The organism is Pseudomonas sp. LBUM1669 (genome assembly GCF_059695705.1).
Map to the genome: position 1 here is coordinate 295,810 of NZ_CP166784.1, position 16,946 is coordinate 312,755.

18 protein-coding genes, 1 tRNA gene and 2 pseudogenes are annotated in these 16,946 nt (G+C 56.6%); 7 read left to right on the forward strand and 14 right to left on the reverse strand.

Translation table 11 applies throughout. The features are described from left to right. Nucleotides 1-4: 4 nt before the first annotated feature. Genes ACA051_RS01410 through ACA051_RS01425 form a run of 4 tightly spaced genes read left to right on the forward strand, consistent with a single transcriptional unit; the run spans nucleotide 5 to nucleotide 2,388 of the window. On the forward strand, nucleotides 5-526 hold the full coding sequence (locus ACA051_RS01410; protein WP_497373208.1) for a head completion/stabilization protein: 522 nt from the start codon (nucleotides 5-7) through the stop codon (nucleotides 524-526). Beyond that, nucleotides 523-900: a phage tail protein gene (locus ACA051_RS01415; RefSeq protein WP_497373210.1), complete on the forward strand. Its 378-nt coding sequence runs from the start codon at nucleotides 523-525 to the stop codon at nucleotides 898-900. Before ACA051_RS01410 ends, ACA051_RS01415 begins: the two co-directional genes overlap by 4 nt. Continuing rightward, on the forward strand, nucleotides 897-1,643 hold the full coding sequence (locus ACA051_RS01420) for an SGNH/GDSL hydrolase family protein (RefSeq protein WP_497373212.1): 747 nt from the start codon (nucleotides 897-899) through the stop codon (nucleotides 1,641-1,643). The genes ACA051_RS01415 and ACA051_RS01420 overlap by 4 nt, the downstream gene beginning before the upstream one ends. Before the next feature lie 19 nt (nucleotides 1,644-1,662). Beyond that, nucleotides 1,663-2,388 (forward strand): hypothetical protein, encoded by a 726-nt coding sequence (locus tag ACA051_RS01425; protein ID WP_497373214.1) that lies wholly within the window; start codon nucleotides 1,663-1,665, stop codon nucleotides 2,386-2,388. A gap of 38 nt (nucleotides 2,389-2,426) precedes the next feature. Here ACA051_RS01425 and ACA051_RS01430 read toward each other — a convergent pair whose 3' ends face one another. Together ACA051_RS01430 and ACA051_RS01435 are read right to left on the reverse strand one after the other, a co-directional pair. Further along, nucleotides 2,427-2,816 (reverse strand): hypothetical protein, encoded by a 390-nt coding sequence (locus tag ACA051_RS01430; RefSeq protein ID WP_497373216.1) that lies wholly within the window; start codon nucleotides 2,814-2,816, stop codon nucleotides 2,427-2,429. Next, nucleotides 2,813-3,946, reverse strand: coding sequence for a hypothetical protein (locus ACA051_RS01435; protein ID WP_497373218.1), 1,134 nt, complete (start codon nucleotides 3,944-3,946; stop codon nucleotides 2,813-2,815). The genes ACA051_RS01430 and ACA051_RS01435 overlap by 4 nt, the downstream gene beginning before the upstream one ends. Before the next feature lie 1,083 nt (nucleotides 3,947-5,029). Here ACA051_RS01435 and ACA051_RS01440 point away from each other — a divergent pair. After that, nucleotides 5,030-5,305, forward strand: coding sequence for a hypothetical protein (locus ACA051_RS01440; protein ID WP_497373220.1), 276 nt, complete (start codon nucleotides 5,030-5,032; stop codon nucleotides 5,303-5,305). 273 nt (nucleotides 5,306-5,578) lie between these two features. On the opposite strand, the gene ACA051_RS01445 is transcribed toward ACA051_RS01440, so the two are convergent. From ACA051_RS01445 to ACA051_RS01490, 10 genes and pseudogenes are all read right to left on the reverse strand, one after another. Further along, complete coding sequence (locus ACA051_RS01445; protein WP_497373222.1) at nucleotides 5,579-5,899, reverse strand: addiction module antidote protein; 321 nt, start codon at nucleotides 5,897-5,899, stop codon at nucleotides 5,579-5,581. Between the two features lie 504 nt (nucleotides 5,900-6,403). Next, nucleotides 6,404-6,564: pseudogene (locus tag ACA051_RS01450) on the reverse strand (IS5/IS1182 family transposase); the annotation flags it as partial. Nucleotides 6,565-7,209: 645 nt separating this feature from the next. After that, nucleotides 7,210-7,824 carry a DUF4145 domain-containing protein gene (locus tag ACA051_RS01455; protein ID WP_497373224.1) on the reverse strand — a complete coding sequence of 205 codons (615 nt, stop codon included), beginning with the start codon at nucleotides 7,822-7,824 and terminating at the stop codon, nucleotides 7,210-7,212. 110 nt (nucleotides 7,825-7,934) lie between these two features. Continuing rightward, nucleotides 7,935-8,010: transfer RNA gene (locus ACA051_RS01460), tRNA-Thr, on the reverse strand. Between the two features lie 78 nt (nucleotides 8,011-8,088). Continuing rightward, on the reverse strand, nucleotides 8,089-8,913 hold the full coding sequence (locus ACA051_RS01465) for an FkbM family methyltransferase (protein WP_497307110.1): 825 nt from the start codon (nucleotides 8,911-8,913) through the stop codon (nucleotides 8,089-8,091). Nucleotides 8,914-9,255: 342 nt separating this feature from the next. After that, nucleotides 9,256-10,485, reverse strand: a pseudogene (locus tag ACA051_RS01470) (methyltransferase). After that, complete coding sequence (locus ACA051_RS01475; protein WP_497307112.1) at nucleotides 10,466-11,155, reverse strand: ABC transporter permease; 690 nt, start codon at nucleotides 11,153-11,155, stop codon at nucleotides 10,466-10,468. The pseudogene ACA051_RS01470 and the gene ACA051_RS01475 overlap by 20 nt, the downstream one beginning before the upstream one ends. Further along, nucleotides 11,152-11,847, reverse strand: coding sequence for an ABC transporter permease (locus ACA051_RS01480; protein WP_010464638.1), 696 nt, complete (start codon nucleotides 11,845-11,847; stop codon nucleotides 11,152-11,154). Before ACA051_RS01480 ends, ACA051_RS01475 begins: the two co-directional genes overlap by 4 nt. Before the next feature lie 78 nt (nucleotides 11,848-11,925). After that, nucleotides 11,926-12,672: an ABC transporter substrate-binding protein gene (locus tag ACA051_RS01485; RefSeq protein ID WP_497307114.1), complete on the reverse strand. Its 747-nt coding sequence runs from the start codon at nucleotides 12,670-12,672 to the stop codon at nucleotides 11,926-11,928. Nucleotides 12,673-12,685: 13 nt separating this feature from the next. Beyond that, nucleotides 12,686-13,459 carry an ABC transporter ATP-binding protein gene (locus tag ACA051_RS01490; protein ID WP_027922189.1) on the reverse strand — a complete coding sequence of 258 codons (774 nt, stop codon included), beginning with the start codon at nucleotides 13,457-13,459 and terminating at the stop codon, nucleotides 12,686-12,688. Nucleotides 13,460-14,012: 553 nt separating this feature from the next. On the opposite strand from ACA051_RS01490, the gene gabP reads away from it, so the two are divergent. Both gabP and ACA051_RS01500 read left to right on the forward strand, forming a co-directional pair. After that, nucleotides 14,013-15,404 (forward strand): GABA permease, encoded by a 1,392-nt coding sequence (gene gabP, locus ACA051_RS01495; protein ID WP_497373226.1) that lies wholly within the window; start codon nucleotides 14,013-14,015, stop codon nucleotides 15,402-15,404. Nucleotides 15,405-15,763: 359 nt separating this feature from the next. Further along, nucleotides 15,764-16,090, forward strand: a complete 327-nt coding sequence (locus ACA051_RS01500) for a hypothetical protein (protein ID WP_497307117.1) — start codon at nucleotides 15,764-15,766, stop codon at nucleotides 16,088-16,090. A gap of 82 nt (nucleotides 16,091-16,172) precedes the next feature. Here the strand turns inward: ACA051_RS01500 and vapC are convergent, their stop codons facing one another. Both vapC and vapB read right to left on the reverse strand, forming a co-directional pair. After that, the gene (gene vapC, locus ACA051_RS01505) at nucleotides 16,173-16,580 is read right to left on the reverse strand and encodes a type II toxin-antitoxin system tRNA(fMet)-specific endonuclease VapC (protein WP_497373228.1); all 408 of its coding nucleotides are present in this window, start codon (nucleotides 16,578-16,580) and stop codon (nucleotides 16,173-16,175) included. After that, nucleotides 16,580-16,810 carry a type II toxin-antitoxin system VapB family antitoxin gene (gene vapB, locus ACA051_RS01510; protein ID WP_497373230.1) on the reverse strand — a complete coding sequence of 77 codons (231 nt, stop codon included), beginning with the start codon at nucleotides 16,808-16,810 and terminating at the stop codon, nucleotides 16,580-16,582. Before vapB ends, vapC begins: the two co-directional genes overlap by 1 nt. Nucleotides 16,811-16,946 lie beyond the last annotated feature (136 nt).

Consider the following 16,946-nt stretch of genomic DNA (forward strand, 5'->3'; position numbering starts at 1 on the left):
TGACATGAGCCAGCAATCTTTGAGCAATCGTGCTCTGAAGCAATACGCCGCGCTGCGTGAAGCGATCGCCGAGACGTACAGTGTCGACGTCTCTCGCCAGTTCAATGTCGAGCCGAGCATTGCCCAGGAACTGAACGACAAGATCACCGAGCGTGCGGATTACCGCCTGCCGGCGGAATACCTGGTAGACATGCTGGCCGCTGAACTGACCACGGCGATGACCGAGGTCAACCGCGATCTGGCCAAGCGCAAAAGCCAATGGCAGAACGTCGGCGTCACCACCGTGGAATCTGCGGACACCACGGTGCTGCCCGAGCGCACATTTCACGCAGCGACGTACAAGCGCGCCGTGTACTGCCGCGCCAAGGCCAGCCTGCTGACCCAGTTCGCTACGGTCACCCGCCGTGAAAGTGCCGAAAACACCGGCAAAGAACTACCCGAGCGCGGCGAAACCTTTCTGGAGTTCAGCCAACAGGCTGTCCGCTCACTGCAGGGCCGTGGCCGCATTACGGCGGTGCTGTTGTGATCAAACTGCGCGCCTTGACCACCTACCTGATCGAGCGGCGCCTGGTGCTGCCGGAACAGCTCGATAGCTGGACTGACCAGGTGAACCTGGAGCTGATCTGGAAACCGGACCTCGACGGCCTGCGCATGGGTGACATGCGTTACAGCGCCACGATCGCGCTCGAGCGTTTCGCCGATCACCCGGGGCGCTTGATGGCGTTGGTGGGCAGCTGGCTCGAGGGCAACGACCGGGATCGTGACGACCTGCCGGCGGCGAAGTTCGACATCACCATGCTCGACAACGATCTGGCCGACGTCGACATCACCCTGGAGTTTAACGAGCCGCAATACCTGGCCGAAGATCCCGCCGGTGAGATCGAGGCCTTCGGTACGTGAGCATCACCGCCGTCGACACCGCGGATATCTCGACCGCAGCGACGAAGGCGAAGCTGTTGTTCCTGGGTGACGGCACGAGTTCCACCCTGCGGTATCGCTGGGGTGATGCCCAGGAGTGGAACACGCTGTCACTGGCCGGAGTCGGTCCCCAGCAATTGCCTTTCCCGGTCCTGCCTGCCGGTAGTAACTGGAAGTTCCGAATGGAAGTCGTCACCGGCACACCGACGCTGTTTGGCATCTACACCGAAAACAATGCGTCGGGTGTGGTCGTTTCCAAGTGCGCGGCCAGCGGTTCGGCGTCGGGTGACTGGTACAAGAACGACGCGACCTGGTTAACGCAGCAGAAGACGGCCACGGGCTTCATTCCTGCTGACGCAGTGCTGGTGATGCTGGGTGGCAATGACCAGGGCGCGTCGGTTACGCCGGCGACCTTTCTCGCCAACCTGCAGGGCGTGGTCGCGACTCATCTGGAAGTCCATCCCGGGGCGTCCTTCATCGTCGCCATGCGGTGGGACACCACACGATCGAGTCAGTACCCCATGAGTGCTTACACCAAGCTCGCCGCCGCCTGGTGCTGGACGCAGGGCATTGCCTTTATGGACATGCAATACGCCGCCATGGGTGACCCGGCGAAGTACGCCAGCACCGGCCAAACCCCGCTGATCAGTGATGACAAAATCCATCCGGATCCGGCGAAGGGTGCCCCAGTGATTTCCGAGTTTTTCTACACCGCGCTGCGCTGAACGCAGTAAGGAGCATCAAATGTTTTCCCTCGTGATTAGCGCACCTGGTGTGTTGTCCAACCCGCTGCCCGATACGCCGACCATCCCTGATGTGCAGTCCAATATCATCTACGAGCTTGATGCCGCCAGCCTGGCTGCGCTGGCCGACGGTGCCGCCGTAGACACGTGGCTGGCAAATGGACCGGCGCCGATCGTCAACCGCACCTTCAACTTTCAGTACACGGGTTGGGGGAAACCAACGTTTTCGTTGACCGGTGGGCCAAGCGGTAACTCAGCCGTCTTATTTGACGGGACACAGCAGATCGGAAACGGGGCGGGTACGGTCGCTGTCGCGCAGTCGATGACTTACGCGATGGTCGTCAAGGCTTCCGTTTTTGCGGCCAATCAGGCGCGCTTGATGACGTCCGGTGCCCAGATCCTCGCACCAGGTGCGAATGGCTTCTACGAAAGTATCTCGGCGGCCAGCCGACTGGAAAGCGGCGATAAATCGACCGCGTGGACCGTCATCCTTGCGGTGTTCGACGGACCCACGTCCAAAATCAAAGTTGGCACCAGCCCTATCGTCGAAGGCGCGACCGGGGTGTCTCTCAGCGGACGGAATATTCTCGGTGGGCAAGGATCGGCGCTGGCCACAGCAGGGCTGATGGGTGGTTACGCCTTTATCAGGGCTTACGATCGAGCTCTGAACAATTCGGACATTGAGGCGGTCTCAATCGAGCTTCACAGAGCGTACGCAATTTCTTAAATACGTGTCATGCCCCGCATCGGCGGGGCATGATTGCGCTAGAGTTCATACGCCTTAATTATATTGAATATGGCGACGAACACAGCCATTGCTGCGAACAAGCCCCACACGCTCCACTGCAAAAAAACCAGCTTTTGCTTCAAAGCCAATGGAAGGCGGCCTAGATCGTCAGTGCTTACCTCTCCGCGTTTAATGAAAAAGTTCGGGAACGTCACGATTCCTGATATGCCGCCCACAAGTAATAATTTCCCCCATGGCCCACCGTGCCTAAGTGGCGCCCGAACCATCACCGCCGAACTGTTCTCCAGGTGTTCCAGCATCTCCTCCATGCGTGTGTATGCCAGATCCAGGCATATTCCGATCCAAACGATGATGCCAAGAAGAACTGCTCCGCAGAGTAAGCTGACTACAAATGCTGCTGTACTCATTTTACGACCTCGTATATGCCTTCACCCAGCGCCTCTCCACCAGCGCCCACAAGTGCACCGCCCGCATAAGAACCGACCCCAACGACGACAAGGCCACATAGCAATGTGGCAGCACCACCTGTTGGAATTCCTAGCCCAACACAGATTGCGCTTACAGCTGTCCCCGTCAGCGCTGCCCCCGCCGCTGCCCCACCTGCCACTCCACCAATAAAGCTGCCACTCTCAGTGAATCTGATTTTTTTACAAGCTTCCGTATTGCCAGCGGTGCAAACGTCTTGCACTTTCAAATAGGAAGTCCCGCCCCCAATGGCTGTTCCAATCCAGCCTCCGTATTTAACGAATTTGGCTGCTTTGGCTACACCTTCCGAGTGTGTGGCATAACCGGGAATCTGGCCGGGTGCGCCCGCCAAACTCCAGTGATGGACCAGGCTTTTGCTGGATATACCTAGAGCTGTTTTCAAGTTCGGATGATCAGGGAAGCCAATACCTTTTTTAGTCAAAAAGGTGAGCTGGCTATCAAGCCGTGCAAACAGTTGAGCTCGCTCAGTAAAAAATTCAGGGCTGCGCAAGTGACCGTCACGCTGAAAACTCTTCTTATGTAAGGCCTCGATATCTTTCAGTGTGGTATTCACGTCTCCCAAGTTCTTCGCAAAGATTGACTCGCCAACACCGATAGACGTTGACCCTAGAGAGAGGGTGGTCTCTATCGAGTCACGGTGGCGAACCATGAAGCTGGCTTCTGCGTCACTCATGGGTTTGAGTGCCGCGTCCACCTTCTGGGCCGCTTCTGTCAGTAGAGCTTCTTCACGCGTGCATTGCTGATTATTCGGATCGCTCAAGACGATGAGTTGACCTGGCTTGGCGTAGCCGGTCACGTGCGGGTTGAGTCGCTTGAACTTCTCAAGCGCGGCTCTATCAGGTTTATCAAAGAGGACTGCTTCTAGGGCAGATCGCGGCATTGATTCTTGCACGATGTAAAAACCGGGCTCCGCTGTTTTTTTTGCTGGAACAGCCTCTGGGTATTCTGCCCAATGCTTGGCATGCATGTCGGTAGGCTCGCCGCCGCGATACCGCTTATCCCTTGCTGGGTTGGCCAATGCTGGCTTTGGTACGTTTCCGTATTCGCTCATGAATCATCCTTGTTCGTCCTTGAGGAATCCCAACCAGAAGTTTGGGCAGAATGACGTTATCAAGAAGTTCAAGTACTGGCTGTAGGATAAATCCCAAATGCAGTGCTGGAACGCTGATCACTGTCATGTGCTGCGAAGGAAGGATAACGTGTTGAGGAAACCGGCCAAATGGAGGCGTATAGCCATACCAGATACGGCTTGCTCCTTTGGCGCGTTGTCTGCCAATCATGGCCACTTAAGTGCAAATATCGCCAGGCGAAGAAAAAAACATCAGAAAAAGCACTTATCCCCCTCCCGCCGACGGGCTTTGTGTCAGTTGTTTATGCAAATCTTGATGTAGTGCAAACGATTCTCCAGCCCAGGCGGGCCGTGGGCCTCTGCAGGGGATTAGCCTTTGCACAAAATGAAAGGTTTGGAAGAGAAATGAAGCGCGGTTGCACAGCGGTGCTGCGGGCGGTCACGAACGGTGCAAAGCTGGAGCCCCCGGTTTCATTGGGCGAAAACTTTTAAAACTTGGGTTTTGGTGTGTTTTCAAAAATGGGGGGAGTCACAACGGTATCGGTGCCGTAACTTTGATCGGGCGGGCGGGGGAGCTGAAAGCCCCGCAGGCTAAGGTCTTCAGCGCTACAGGGCATTCAGGAGGATTGCACAAATTTAGTCGAAGTTTTTTTCAGCGAGTTCAGTCATCGCTTTGATTGTTGGGACGTACTCTTTCATAAACTCCAGAACGTCGTGGGCGGACTCCATTCCGTAAAGTTGAATATCATTGCCTATGGTTAGATGGACTAAGGCTACAGATTCATCAGCACCGTAGGTCTGAACAGCTCAATGGATGCGAACTCAGGGTCACCAATTTCAAATTGACGTTGGTACCCCAATTCGCGTAGCGCTTTGTTGACATCATCTGTGTCGGCTTTTTTGCAAGCATCTCCAATCAGATCCCGAGAGAGTTCGGCTAAGTTCGCCCGCTGGCTATCAGTAGACTTTGAGATCTGGGGCAACGAGCAAATAGACGGCTTGGTATGCTGCGACTCGAAACCGCTGACCACCGCCCCCCGTGAAGCCTCAGTAGGATATCTCGCCATGTATGACGCCCTGGCAATCAGCTACGAGGCACGCGACAAGAACCACGAGCGCCACCACTTCATCAACGAGGCACAGCGTAGCGGCGCGGTGATTGCTGATGCCTTCGAGAGGGGGGGCGACCGTGACCAACTGAGCGCGCACAAACTAGAACTTGTCATCCTGGTGGAGCTTCGCGAATCGGTGTTGATTGGTCAGGGCCTGCCATTTGCTGAGTGCAAGACCAACTTGCTGGGCTACGCACAGGACCTACAGGTCAAGCGGCAGGGGGAGTGATGCGGCATGTTGACCTCAAATAAAAACGCGGTGGCAGCTCATTACCGCCTCCGCGCTACCGGCTCGAACCTGATTAGGAGAGGTGTCTCCAGCACCTACAACCGTACCAGTGGTTCGGCTGAGGGCCGCTTCTTGCGTGTCATTGAGTTGAGCAGGTCGAGTGCGCTGTCAGCGTCGAACCAATCTGATTCTGGCTGGACTTTGAGAGAGGGGGCGATAACCGCGTTGGTTGATCTCTCCCGTGTTTTCGGCAGTCCCTTCACTGGTGCTGCGTCAATGGTAGTCATTGATTTGTTCCTTCTTCGCGGAAACGGCTTCGAAGCGCAGCTTGAAACCCAGTGCGCGGGTCACCTTGAGAATATCCGAAAAACTTGGATCAGCGTCCGTAGAGAGGACCCTGTAGAGAGTTGTTCGCCGAATGCCGGTGTCACGCGAAAGCTCGGTAAATCCTTTGAAGCGGGCAATGTGCCTCAGTGCCCCGGCCAACAGCCCCGGATCACTTTCACGAAGGCAGTCTTCCAAATGCTCAGCCAGTTCCTGATCGGATATGGGCGCTCCGACTACATCCGGCCCATTGATTTTTTTGTTACTCATAGCGACCTCCTCGGGGATGCGCCTCCGCATGTCCGCCCTGACAGAGATGCTTCCCACGCAGGTGTCGGCGAGGACGCGCATATTGGAAATTTAGACCACCTGTCATATAAATCAAAAATAAATGGAATTAATGCGATGCCCTACGAAGGTAAAAACGTTTTCACAAGCGTTGGGCGCTGACAGCGTACCGACACCGCCTGCATGGTCCGCTCGTCGCTGCAAATTCAACTACCTGGGCGTCGCGGCCCGAGTACACAAAGGAAGCAAACGCGCCCCACTTCGATTACTGGCGATTTTTTGTGCTCGCTATGTCGTTTTATGGGGACTGTGCATGGGAGATCTTCGGATCTGCCGGAGTCCTTTGTGTCCGCTCCGCGAACCCGGGCACAGCCCCAGCCCCCCTAATTTGCTTCGCGGCCAACGGTGGCAGCTTCACACACAAAAAAAAGAGCTGCATCCATGCCTATCCTCAATCCGTCCAGCCTTCGTGCCTTGCTCACCGAAGCGCTTTTTCAGCCTGGAGTAGGTGCTACGCCGAGCTGCGATCTGCCAAACAGCCTCGCGACTCCCATGCTCTTCGCTCTTTTCGACACCGGTGTAGCCCGCATCGGCATAGACTGCGTTTTCTCGCCATGCAGCAGTTCGGCAACCTGTGTGACATCGGCTTACCAAGCCCGGTCGCTGAATTTGCAGCGACGGTGCAAGCCTTCGCTTTTATCCCCGTACAAATCAATACATCTGAGCGCGCCCACCAGTGGGGGAGTAGCCAGCTTTCAGGTGGTCGTCAAAAGTGGCTATTTTTCGCCACCCTTCGCAAAACGGAGAGATGAATGCTCTGCAGTCCGCGTGGAGAGGGGCTTTGATGGGTGGCGATTAAATGGACGGGGGGGCTATTTGAAAAGGTATTTGACTGTGAAACCCTTATAAATCAACTACTTGACTTGTCGGTTTAAATAGCATTCCTGATACCCCTAAAAATAGCTCGGGTGATCAAAAAAATAGGTTTCTTGAAAGCTCTGAAAGCCTTGCTATGACTGGGTTGTAGAGGAGAAAGAAAATAAAATAGCTTTAACAGTCACTTTAAACCTCAACCGGAAAATCGATTCTATCCGGTAGGGGGAGGCTATCTGACGGGCGGGGCTCTCACGATCCGACCATGCGGCTCGTTCGCTAGCATGGGAAGAGGTGGATTCTTGGAAACTGTCACCAGACACGATTGGATGTCCGAGGACTGCGCTGGAGGCCTTGAAAATAGTGGAGCGGGTGAAGGGAATCGAACTCTCGTTATCAGCTTGGGAAACTGGAGTGTGTCATTGCGCCCGACCCCGATCGACACGAGCGGGGAGCACGAAAAGGAATTGCGCCAGGGCTGTCGCAAAATCAATACCCTTTTTAGCGTCCGCCTCATCAGGAAGGGCGCCATCATCATCGGTATGCCTCTGATCGTTGGCGTCCAATCGGACCTCATGAGCCCATGCTGCCATCTCAGCGGTGATTAAATGAGATGCAGCTGCCTCTTCTATGCGCTTGTAAAGAGAGCCATCTTTAAGACCCTTTTCTTTAAGCATTGCGTCTACAGCAGACGCTGTGAGCATCACAGCACCTGCGGGGGCATGAATGCTAGCGATCGCTTGATCCAGGTACGACTTCGCTCTGTCGGGTACAGCTTCATGTACGGTCTGCGGGGTAGGCCAGATTTCACTGATGTCCCGAGATTCGGGGCGACCGTTTTTGTCCACGCCTACGGGCGCCACAGCCATTACGAAGCCGCCGCAGATCGAGCACTTGTAAAAAACCCAATGACGCCGGTTATTACCGCGATCGTCATCTGAGTCGAAAGTTTGAATTCGGTTTAACGGAGGTTTAGCGACGTTGAAGTGAGGGCGGCGCGGGAGTGGAAGTGTTGCACCGTGGCGCATTTTCATTCGTCTCCGTTTACAGGGGGATACTGAGGCTCTGCTAAGTCTTATTACGTCGCTTATTACGTTTGCCTATAACGACAAAGGCCTGCATCGCTGCAAGCCTTTGTTTTGTATGGTGCCGGCACCAGGAGTCGAACCCGGGACCTACTGATTACAAGTCAGTTGCTCTACCAACTGAGCTATACCGGCGTGTTAGGGCGACGATTATAGCGATTGGGTTGGTTCTGTAAACCCCTGAATTCAGACTATTTTTGCGCAGGCTTTAGGTCAGGCTCGAAGGAGTGTTTTCTTGAGTTTCTGAAGGGCTTTCCAGGTGCGGCTGTTTTGCATCGCTCGCAGCTGTGCTTCGGCCTGTTCGGCGCGTTGCAGGGCGGCGGCGAGTTGGTGTTCGGCGTCGCTGACGGGGTGGCTGAAGATGTGGCCTTTGCAGAATTGGAACTCGTCCAGGTTGCACGGTGGGATGTCGAAGGCGGGTTTGAGGTTCAGGTGTTCGTTGGCCAGGTAGTAGGTGTTGATGCCGTCGAACAGGATGGACTGATAGCCGGCGTCGGTGACGAGGGTTTCCCAGGCCTGGTCGCGGTCCCATGGGGTTTCGATGAGGATGACCCACGGCCGCCATTGGGTGAAGTCCATGCCGCGCAGGACGGTTTCTTCGTGGCCTTCTACGTCGATTTTCAGAAAGTGGATCTCGCGGCCCTGGGCGTGTTCTTCGCAGATGGAGGTCAGGGTGCGGGATTTGACGGTTTGGCTGCGCACGTCCATGCCGGCGTCTTTGTGCATTTGCGCCATGGCCGGGTCGAGGGTGGAGAGGCCGGTGCCGGCGATGCCGTAGAAGGTCAGGTCGTCGGCGCTTTCGCCGGCGACGCATTGCAGGTTGGTGTCTTTGGGGCGTTCCTGGCACAGGGCGTCGTAATAATTGGGCATCGGTTCGACGTTGATGCCGGTCCAGCCACGGTCATAGAAGGCTTTGGTCACGGAGTCGTGGGTGGGATGGTTGGCACCGACGTCAATGTAGAAGCCGTTTTCGACGGTTTTGAGGGCGCGCCACAGGCGGATGTCTTCGAAATTCTGTGCGTAAGAAATGAACGTCACTGTGGCTTCCTGTCTATCAGAGATTTCTTGTTCGTGGGCGCACTTTGGCGCTCTTGTCTGCCTGTATAACAAGGGTGGTCGCGGCACGCAATTTTCCGCCGAGCGCGACCGGGTTTCGGCGGTTATGTCCTTTTCGTCGGACGCTTATGCACAACGGGCTCACTCGGAAGTGGCGCTCATGATTTTTTTGCGGACCCGTTCTCATTTGTGCGCAAATGCCTGTTTTTCTCGGTTTTTTATCAGGTGTACGAAAATTGAACAGTAGCGTTTCACCCCTGAAACAGGCGCTTATATTGGATCCATGATAATTTCATCAACAGAGTTATCCACAGGCTGTGGCTTTTATGGACGTTCCGCCAGGAGCAGGAAATTGCGTGGCGTGAGTGGGGTTTCGCAGAAGGTGCCGAGGCGAACGGTGTAGCCCTGATCGGCGAGGAAAAGTGCCCGATCGAGTACCAGCCAAAGCTCTAGCGGGCGTCGGAAAAGGCCTCGCAGCAGCTCCAGATTGCGCACTTCAGCGAGTCGCTGCCAGCCTGCGGCTTCCAGTGCTGACCAATCTTGCGGGCCGATTGTGGATAACTCTTTCAATGCGGCCAAATGATGGCAGTAGTCGGCGAAGGATTTATCCAGCCAGGCACTCGGTAGGGAAGGGGTTGGCAAGTACTCGTCAACGCCACGTAGCTGTCGTTGCAGCAGGTCGAAACCCAGGCGCCGAGCCATGGAGGTGTCGCGCTGGCGTCGGACGCGAGCACCGGCGGTGACGGTTTCGCTCATCGGCAGCGAGAGATCGTCGAGGGAGAGTTGTAGGTCGGATCGCATACCGGCCGAGGAAAGTGGTTGGTACGCAGGACGACTGATCCGGTTATAGCAGCAGGGCGCGATGGCCATTTGTTTGCAGAATGCCGCACTGGCGAGTTGCATCAACCGGACATGCAGATCCCCGCAGGCGTGCAGCGCTACTGGCGTGTGGTCGGGACTCAAGAAAGACGCAGCTTCTACCGCGAGCACATCCTGCTCGACATGCAGCGCATGCAAGTGATGGCGTTGGCTGAGGGCCTGGCCGCTGGAAACCAGCGCCGGATCGTATTCCAGGCACGTCAGTTGTTGCCCGTGTTGCAGCAACCGCCGACCCAAATGGCCCTTGCCTGAACACCAATCCAGCCAATGACTGGGCGTTGAGGTAAACGACAAGCGACGGGCGAACGCTTCAATCTGCTGCCACTTTCGCCCGGGCACGTCGACATCCAATCGATGCCCGGCCGCTTTCAGCGTATGAGCTGGCAGGTCGCCCACCGAACTCAACTCAAGGGACAACGCCGCCAACGAAGAAAACGGCTCCGGTGCGTCCAGTAAACCAGGTTGGTTATGGCTGCTTTCCGCTTCCTTCAGCGACCGGCCGCGTAGCCACGTTGCCAGTTCCGGGTAGGACGCTTCCCAAGGAAGCTGCAGATGGGTAAACGGACGAGGCTTTCACAACGCCTGATGCTTTATCAGAAAAGCATCCAGCGCCGAGAAACGGGCGAGTAGGGCCTCGCCCGTCAGCACATGGGAATCAACGCCCTTGGCAGGCATCGACGCGCAGCCAGCGCTCCAGCAGCTTGAAGCCGCGCACCAGCACGTAAGCCATCAGCAGGTAGAACATGCCCGCGGCGAAGAAGATCTCTACCGGCAGGTAGGTCCGGGCAATGATGGTGCGGGCCATGCCGGTCAGTTCCAGCAGGGTCACGGTGCTGGCCAGGGCACTGGCCTTGAGCATCAGGATCACTTCGTTGCTGTAGGCCGGCAGGCCGATGCGCGCAGCACGGGGCAGGATGATGTAGAACAGCGCCTTGGGCCGGGACATGCCCAAAGCCCGCGCCGCTTCGATTTCACCCGGTGGAATCGCCTGGATCGCGCCGCGCAGAATTTCAGCGATGTAGGCCGCTGTATGCAGGGTCATGGTCGCCGTGGCGCACCAGAACGGATCGCGCAGGTACGGCCACATCGCGCTGTTACGGATGGCATCGAATTGCGCCAGGCCGTAGTAGACGAGGAACAGTTGAACCAGCAACGGCGTGCCGCGGAAAAAGAAGATGTAGCCGTAGGGAAATGCCCGCACGTACCAGAGTCGCGACGAACGCGCGATGCCCAGCGGAATGGCCAGCAGCAAACCTGCGATGACGGCGATGGCCACCAGCTCCAGGGTCAGTGTTGCGCCCTGAGCCAGCTTCGGCAGCCACTTGATGATGACTTCCCAGTTCATTGGGTGCTCCTCGCGAAGCCGCGAGCGGCGCGTTTTTCCATAAAGTACATGCCCGTCATGGCCAGAATGGTCAGGCCCAGGTACATGAACGCGGCCACCATATAGAAGGTGAACGGTTGCTTGGACACGGTTACGCCGATTTGCGCGTGACGCATGATTTCTTCCAGGCCGATGACCGATACCAGCGCGGTATCTTTCATCAGGATCATGAACAAATTGCCCAGGCCGGGCAGGGCGATGCGCCACATCTGCGGCATGATCAACCGGGTGAAAATGCGAAACTTCGACAGGCCCAGCGCGACACCGGCCTCACGGTGACCTTTGGGAATCGCCAGGATCGCACCACGAAACACTTCCGTGGCGTAGGCGCCGAAGCACAGCCCCAGCGCAATCACGCCGGCGGCGAAGGCATTGAGTTCGAGGTCGGGATTGCCGAAAAACTCGCCCAAGGCACGCATCAGGTTGACCGTGCCGAAGTAGATCAACAGCACCCAGAGCAATTCCGGGATGCCGCGAACCAGTGTCGAATAAGTACCGCCAAGCCATTGCAACGGCTTGTACGGGGAAGTCTTGGCCAAGGCGCCGAGCAGACCGAGCACCAGCCCCAGGCACAGGGCCGAGAGTGCCAGTTTCACAGTCATCAGCGCGCCAGCGGCGAGTGCCGGGCCGAATCCGTAGAGATCGATAGTCATGGATTTCTTTTCAATGTGCCGCAGGCAATGCCAGGGACTGGCGCCGTTAGAGAGCGGCGCCAGTCAGGCAAGTCAGAATCAATAGATGCTGAACGGGAAGTACTTGTCGTTGATCTTCTTGTAAGTGCCGTCTTCGACGATTTCTTTCAGGGCAAGGTTCAGCCTCGCGCGGATCGTGTCGCCTTTACGTACAGCGATACCGATCTTGTCGCTTTCTTCCACCGGGTCACCCTTGAATTCGTAAGGGCGGCCGGCGTCGCTTTTCAGCCACTCGTAGTTGACGTACTTATCCGCCAGGATGCCGTCCAGACGACCGGAAGTCAGGTCGAGGTAGGCGTTTTCCTGGGTGTCGTAGAGTTTGAGTTCAACACCTTCCATGTTGTCTTCCATCCAGGTGCCGGCGAGGGTCGCACGTTGTGCGCCGATCACTTTGCCTTGCAGGGAGTCCTTGTCGGTTTTGAAGTCGACATCTTTCTTGGCGATGAACTGCAGCTTGTTCGAGTAGTACGGGTCGGTGAAGTCCACCGCTTGCTTGCGTTCGTCGGTGATCGACATCGAGGAGATCAGGAAATCGAACTTCTTGGCGTTCAGGGCCGGGATGATGCCGTCCCAGTCGGACGTGACCACGGTGCATTCGACTTTCATCTTGGCGCACAGGGCGTCGCCGATTTCTTTGTCGAAGCCGACGACATTGCCACTGGCATCTTTGTTGTTGAACGGCGGGTAGGCCGCTTCGATGCCCATCTTCAAGGTTTCGGCAGCGGCACCGGCGCTGAAGGCCAGGGTGACGGCAGCCGCCAGAAAGATTTTTTTGTAGTTCTGCATGCGGGTAGCTCCGTTAGCGGTTGCTGGACATGAATTGTTTGCAGCGCGCCGAAAGCGGGTTGTCGAACACCTGCTGTGGCGATCCTTGCTCTTCTACCAGGCCCTGGTGGAGGAACACCACTTCGCTGGAGACCTGACGGGCAAACCCCATTTCGTGGGTGACCAGCAGCATGGTGCGGCCTTCTTCGGCCAGTGCGCGGATGACATTAAGTACTTCCTGAACCATTTCCGGGTCAAGGGCGGAGGTGGGTTCGTCGAACAGGATCACCTTGGGCTGCATGGCCAGCGTGCGAGCGATGGCCGCGCGTTGTTGCTGGCCGCCGGACAGTTGCGCCGGATAGGCGTGGCGCTTGTCGGCGATGCCGACCTTGGCCAGCAGGGCTTCGGCGACTTCGATGGCTTCGGCTTTGCTCTGACCGAGCACTCGGCGCGGGGCCTCGATGATGTTGTCGAGAACGCTCATGTGCGGCCACAGATTAAAGTTTTGAAACACAAAACCAATCTCGCTGCGCAGGCGGTTGATCTGCTTGCCGTCGGCTGCGACCAGTTCGCCGTTCTTGGCGGCCTTGAGCTTGAGTTCTTCGCCGGCCACCAGGATTTGTCCCTGATGCGGGTTTTCCAGCAGGTTGATGCAACGAAGGAAGGTGGACTTGCCGGAACCGGAAGAACCCAGGATCGAGATCACGTCGCCGTCGCGGGCGGTCAGCGAGATGCCTTTGAGCACCTCAAGCTGTCCGTAGCGTTTGTGCAAGTTGCGGATTTCAAGCGCGGGCGTGGCCTCAGCCATGTGCGTTCCTCATAGTGTTTCGCTCCTGCTGTTGGCTGGCCTTCCTGGCGAGGCGGCCAAGCTAGCATAGCGTTCGAATGGCAGCCAACAGCGCTACAGGCGGTAAACGTGTGGTATGTGGCAGGTTGTCGCATCGGTACAGCAGACTGTCGCGCTGCTATCAACCGAACAGCCGTTTGAACCAGCTGCCACGCGGGTGCCGCGTAAAAAAGGGCGCGATGTTGCCAGCTTTGACGGGGTGTTGGAAGCGCTAACCGGCTAAACGTTCCTGATCTGCACTTTTATTGTGCGTCAACGCATTTGCAGGTGTGTTTCTGGTGCGCAGTTTCGTTCTCAAAGTGGGTCACAGGGTAACGCTCTGGCGAATTGCCATTAATCTCAATGACTTGCGATGACTGTCCGGTCACGCCACAGGCCCCGCGCCGGGGGAGTTTGAAACATTTTGGCGCAATTATTGCGTGCAGAATACGGAACGCCCCGTTGGTTTCTTTTTACGAGAAGGAGCTCCTGACGGGATGGATGCACACCGCTTTCCCTTACAAAGGTAGTTTCAATGAGCAGTACCCCAAGCTCCAATGGCCTCGAACAGGGGCTCAAACCGCGTCATGTGACCATGCTGTCGATCGCCGGGGTTATCGGCGCCGGCCTGTTCGTCGGCTCCGGCCACGCCATCGCCGCCGCAGGCCCGGCTGTTCTGTTGGCCTACGCTGCCGCCGGTGCCCTGGTGGTTCTGGTCATGCGCATGCTTGGCGAAATGGCCGTCGCATCGCCAGATACAGGCTCCTTCTCGACCTACGCCGATCGCGCGATCGGTCATTGGGCCGGTTTCACCATCGGCTGGTTGTACTGGTGGTTCTGGGTATTGGTGATCCCGCTGGAGGCCAACGCCGCCGCGACCATCCTGCATGCCTGGTTCCCCAACGTGGCCATCTGGGCCTTCACGTTGGTCATCACTTTGCTGCTGACAGTGACCAACCTGTTCAGCGTGAAGAACTACGGTGAGTTCGAATTCTGGTTCGCCCTGGTCAAAGTCATCGCGATCATCGGTTTCATCGCTCTTGGCATCATGGCGATCTTCGGCTTCCTGCCTAACAGCCAGGTCAGCGGCGTTTCGCATCTGTTCGACACCCAGGGCTTCCTGCCAAACGGCATGGGCGCGGTACTGGGCGCCATTCTGACCACCATGTTTTCCTTCATGGGCACCGAGATCGTGACCATCGCGGCCGCGGAATCGAAGAACCCGGGCCAGCAAATCTCCAAGGCCACCAACTCGGTGATCTGGCGGATCGGCTTGTTCTACCTCGTGTCGATCTTCATCGTCGTGGCCCTGGTGCCATGGAATGATCCGGTACTGGCTGCTGTTGGTTCCTACCAGACCGTGCTTGAACGCATGGGCATTCCGAATGCCAAGCTGATCGTCGACATCGTGGTACTGGTTGCCGTGACCAGCTGCTTGAACTCGGCGCTCTACACTGCATCGCGCATGATGTTCTCCCTGGGCAAACGCGGTGATGCGCCGGCCGTTTCCCAACGCACCAACAAGAGCGGCACGCCGTACTGGGCCGTCATGTTGTCCACAGGCGCAGCGTTCCTCGCCGTGTTCGCGAACTATGTGGCCCCGGCTGCCGTGTTTGAATTCCTGCTCGCCAGCTCCGGCGCCATCGCGCTGCTGGTGTATCTGGTGATCGCGATTTCGCAACTGCGTATGCGCAAACAGCGTATGGCTCGCGGTGAAAAAATCGCCTTCAGCATGTGGTTGTTCCCGGGCCTGACCTACGCGGTGATTATCTTCATCGTCGCGGCCCTGACCATCATGCTGTTCCAGGAAGCCCATCGTGTGGAAATCCTCGCGACCGGTCTGCTGAGCTTGTTGGTTGTGGCTGCGGGCTTGTTTGTGGCGCGCCGTCGTCGCAATGAGAAGTTGGTCGCAGCGGTAGCGCGCTGAGTGTTCTGACTCCAGCCAAACGCTGTTGAAACACAGAAACGACCGCCATCAGAAATGATCGCGGTCGTTTTTGCTTTCATTGAGTCAAGTGATCGAGCCGCTATCTGATGGATACGATGATGGCTAGATAGTAGCCTTCTCGCCGAATGTGTATCTCGCTGTTGCGGGATGCGATGGAGTTTCAGGACACGGATTGTTCGACGCCCCCAGCCTTCCTGGCTAAAGCCCCGACCCTTTCTTGCCTGCTCCCTCATCTGACGCGAGTCACAGATGCATTTGCGTGTGCTTGCCGTTTAAAAGCGCTGCATGGAGACCGCCCGGCCATTCAGCCAACCCATTGGGGCATCAAGGAGATAGGCATGGCATTTACATCGGTTGTGTTCAAAAACCCTAACACCGGTGCCATGAAAGAAGCGCCAATCGGCTTCTCGTGGACCGTGTTTTTCTTTGGCTTTTTCCCTGCCTTGTTCCGTGGTGATTTCAAGTGGGCAGCGATCATGTTTGTCGTGGCTTGCTTCACGTTCAGCCTCAGCAACCTGGTGTTCATGTTCATCTACAACAAGCTGTACGTGCAGGACCTGATCGGCGCCGGTTACAAGGCTCAATCCATCGCCAAAGGCGATCTGAGCTATGCCAGCGCCAAGATCGGTATTGATATTCCGCGTCTGGAAGGTGTTGCTGCCTGATTGTTGTTTTTCAGGCTTGAAAAAAAACGGCCGCTGTCAGTGATGACAAGCGGCCGTTTGTGTTTCGTTGGCTGTGTCCGACTCAACTGGGGTGAACCCAGTCTTCTACACGTAGTCCTGGGACCCGTTCGAACTCGCGCAGGTTGTTCGTTACAACGATGAGCCCGCGTGAGCGGGCATGTCCGGCAATCATGTAATCATAAGGGCCAATGGGGGTTCCCGCCCTCGCCAACTCTGACCGAATCATTCCAGTGTGTGCGGCCGCGTCATTGTCGAAAGGCAAGACCTCAAGGCGTGCTGCGAAGCCCTCGACCACCGCCAGATTCTTTTCGGGAGTCGCAGATTTTTCGGCACCGTAGATCAACTCCATCAGCGTGACTGCACTGACGCACAACTGCCCGTCGTGAAGGTTGAAAGCTTCTCTTACGATTTGCGGTTTGTTTTTGATGGTGAAGATGCAGATGTTGGTATCGAGCATGAACTTGATCATCAGAACGACTCACGCTCCTGCTCGAAGGGTTGGTCGCGGTCAGTCATAAAGTCTGCGCTTACACCATCTCCATCGAACCAGCTATCCCATGTTTCGTCCGCCGGGGTGATGATACGAGCCCTGCCGATGGCGACTACGTTGACTCGTTTCACATTACTTGGCATTGCCACAGCTTTCGGAAGCCGGACGGCCTGACTTCTATTACTCATGAAAAGGGTGGTCTGTTCCATTTTGACCTCCGACTCTTTGGGGTGTGTTGTAAGTGCAAAGAATAGATTTAAAGAGGGATATGTCAACGGGATATACACTCTCGCTGACGAGAGGTAGCGGGCAGATCGTTATGAAAATGGGAATAGACTTCAAAAA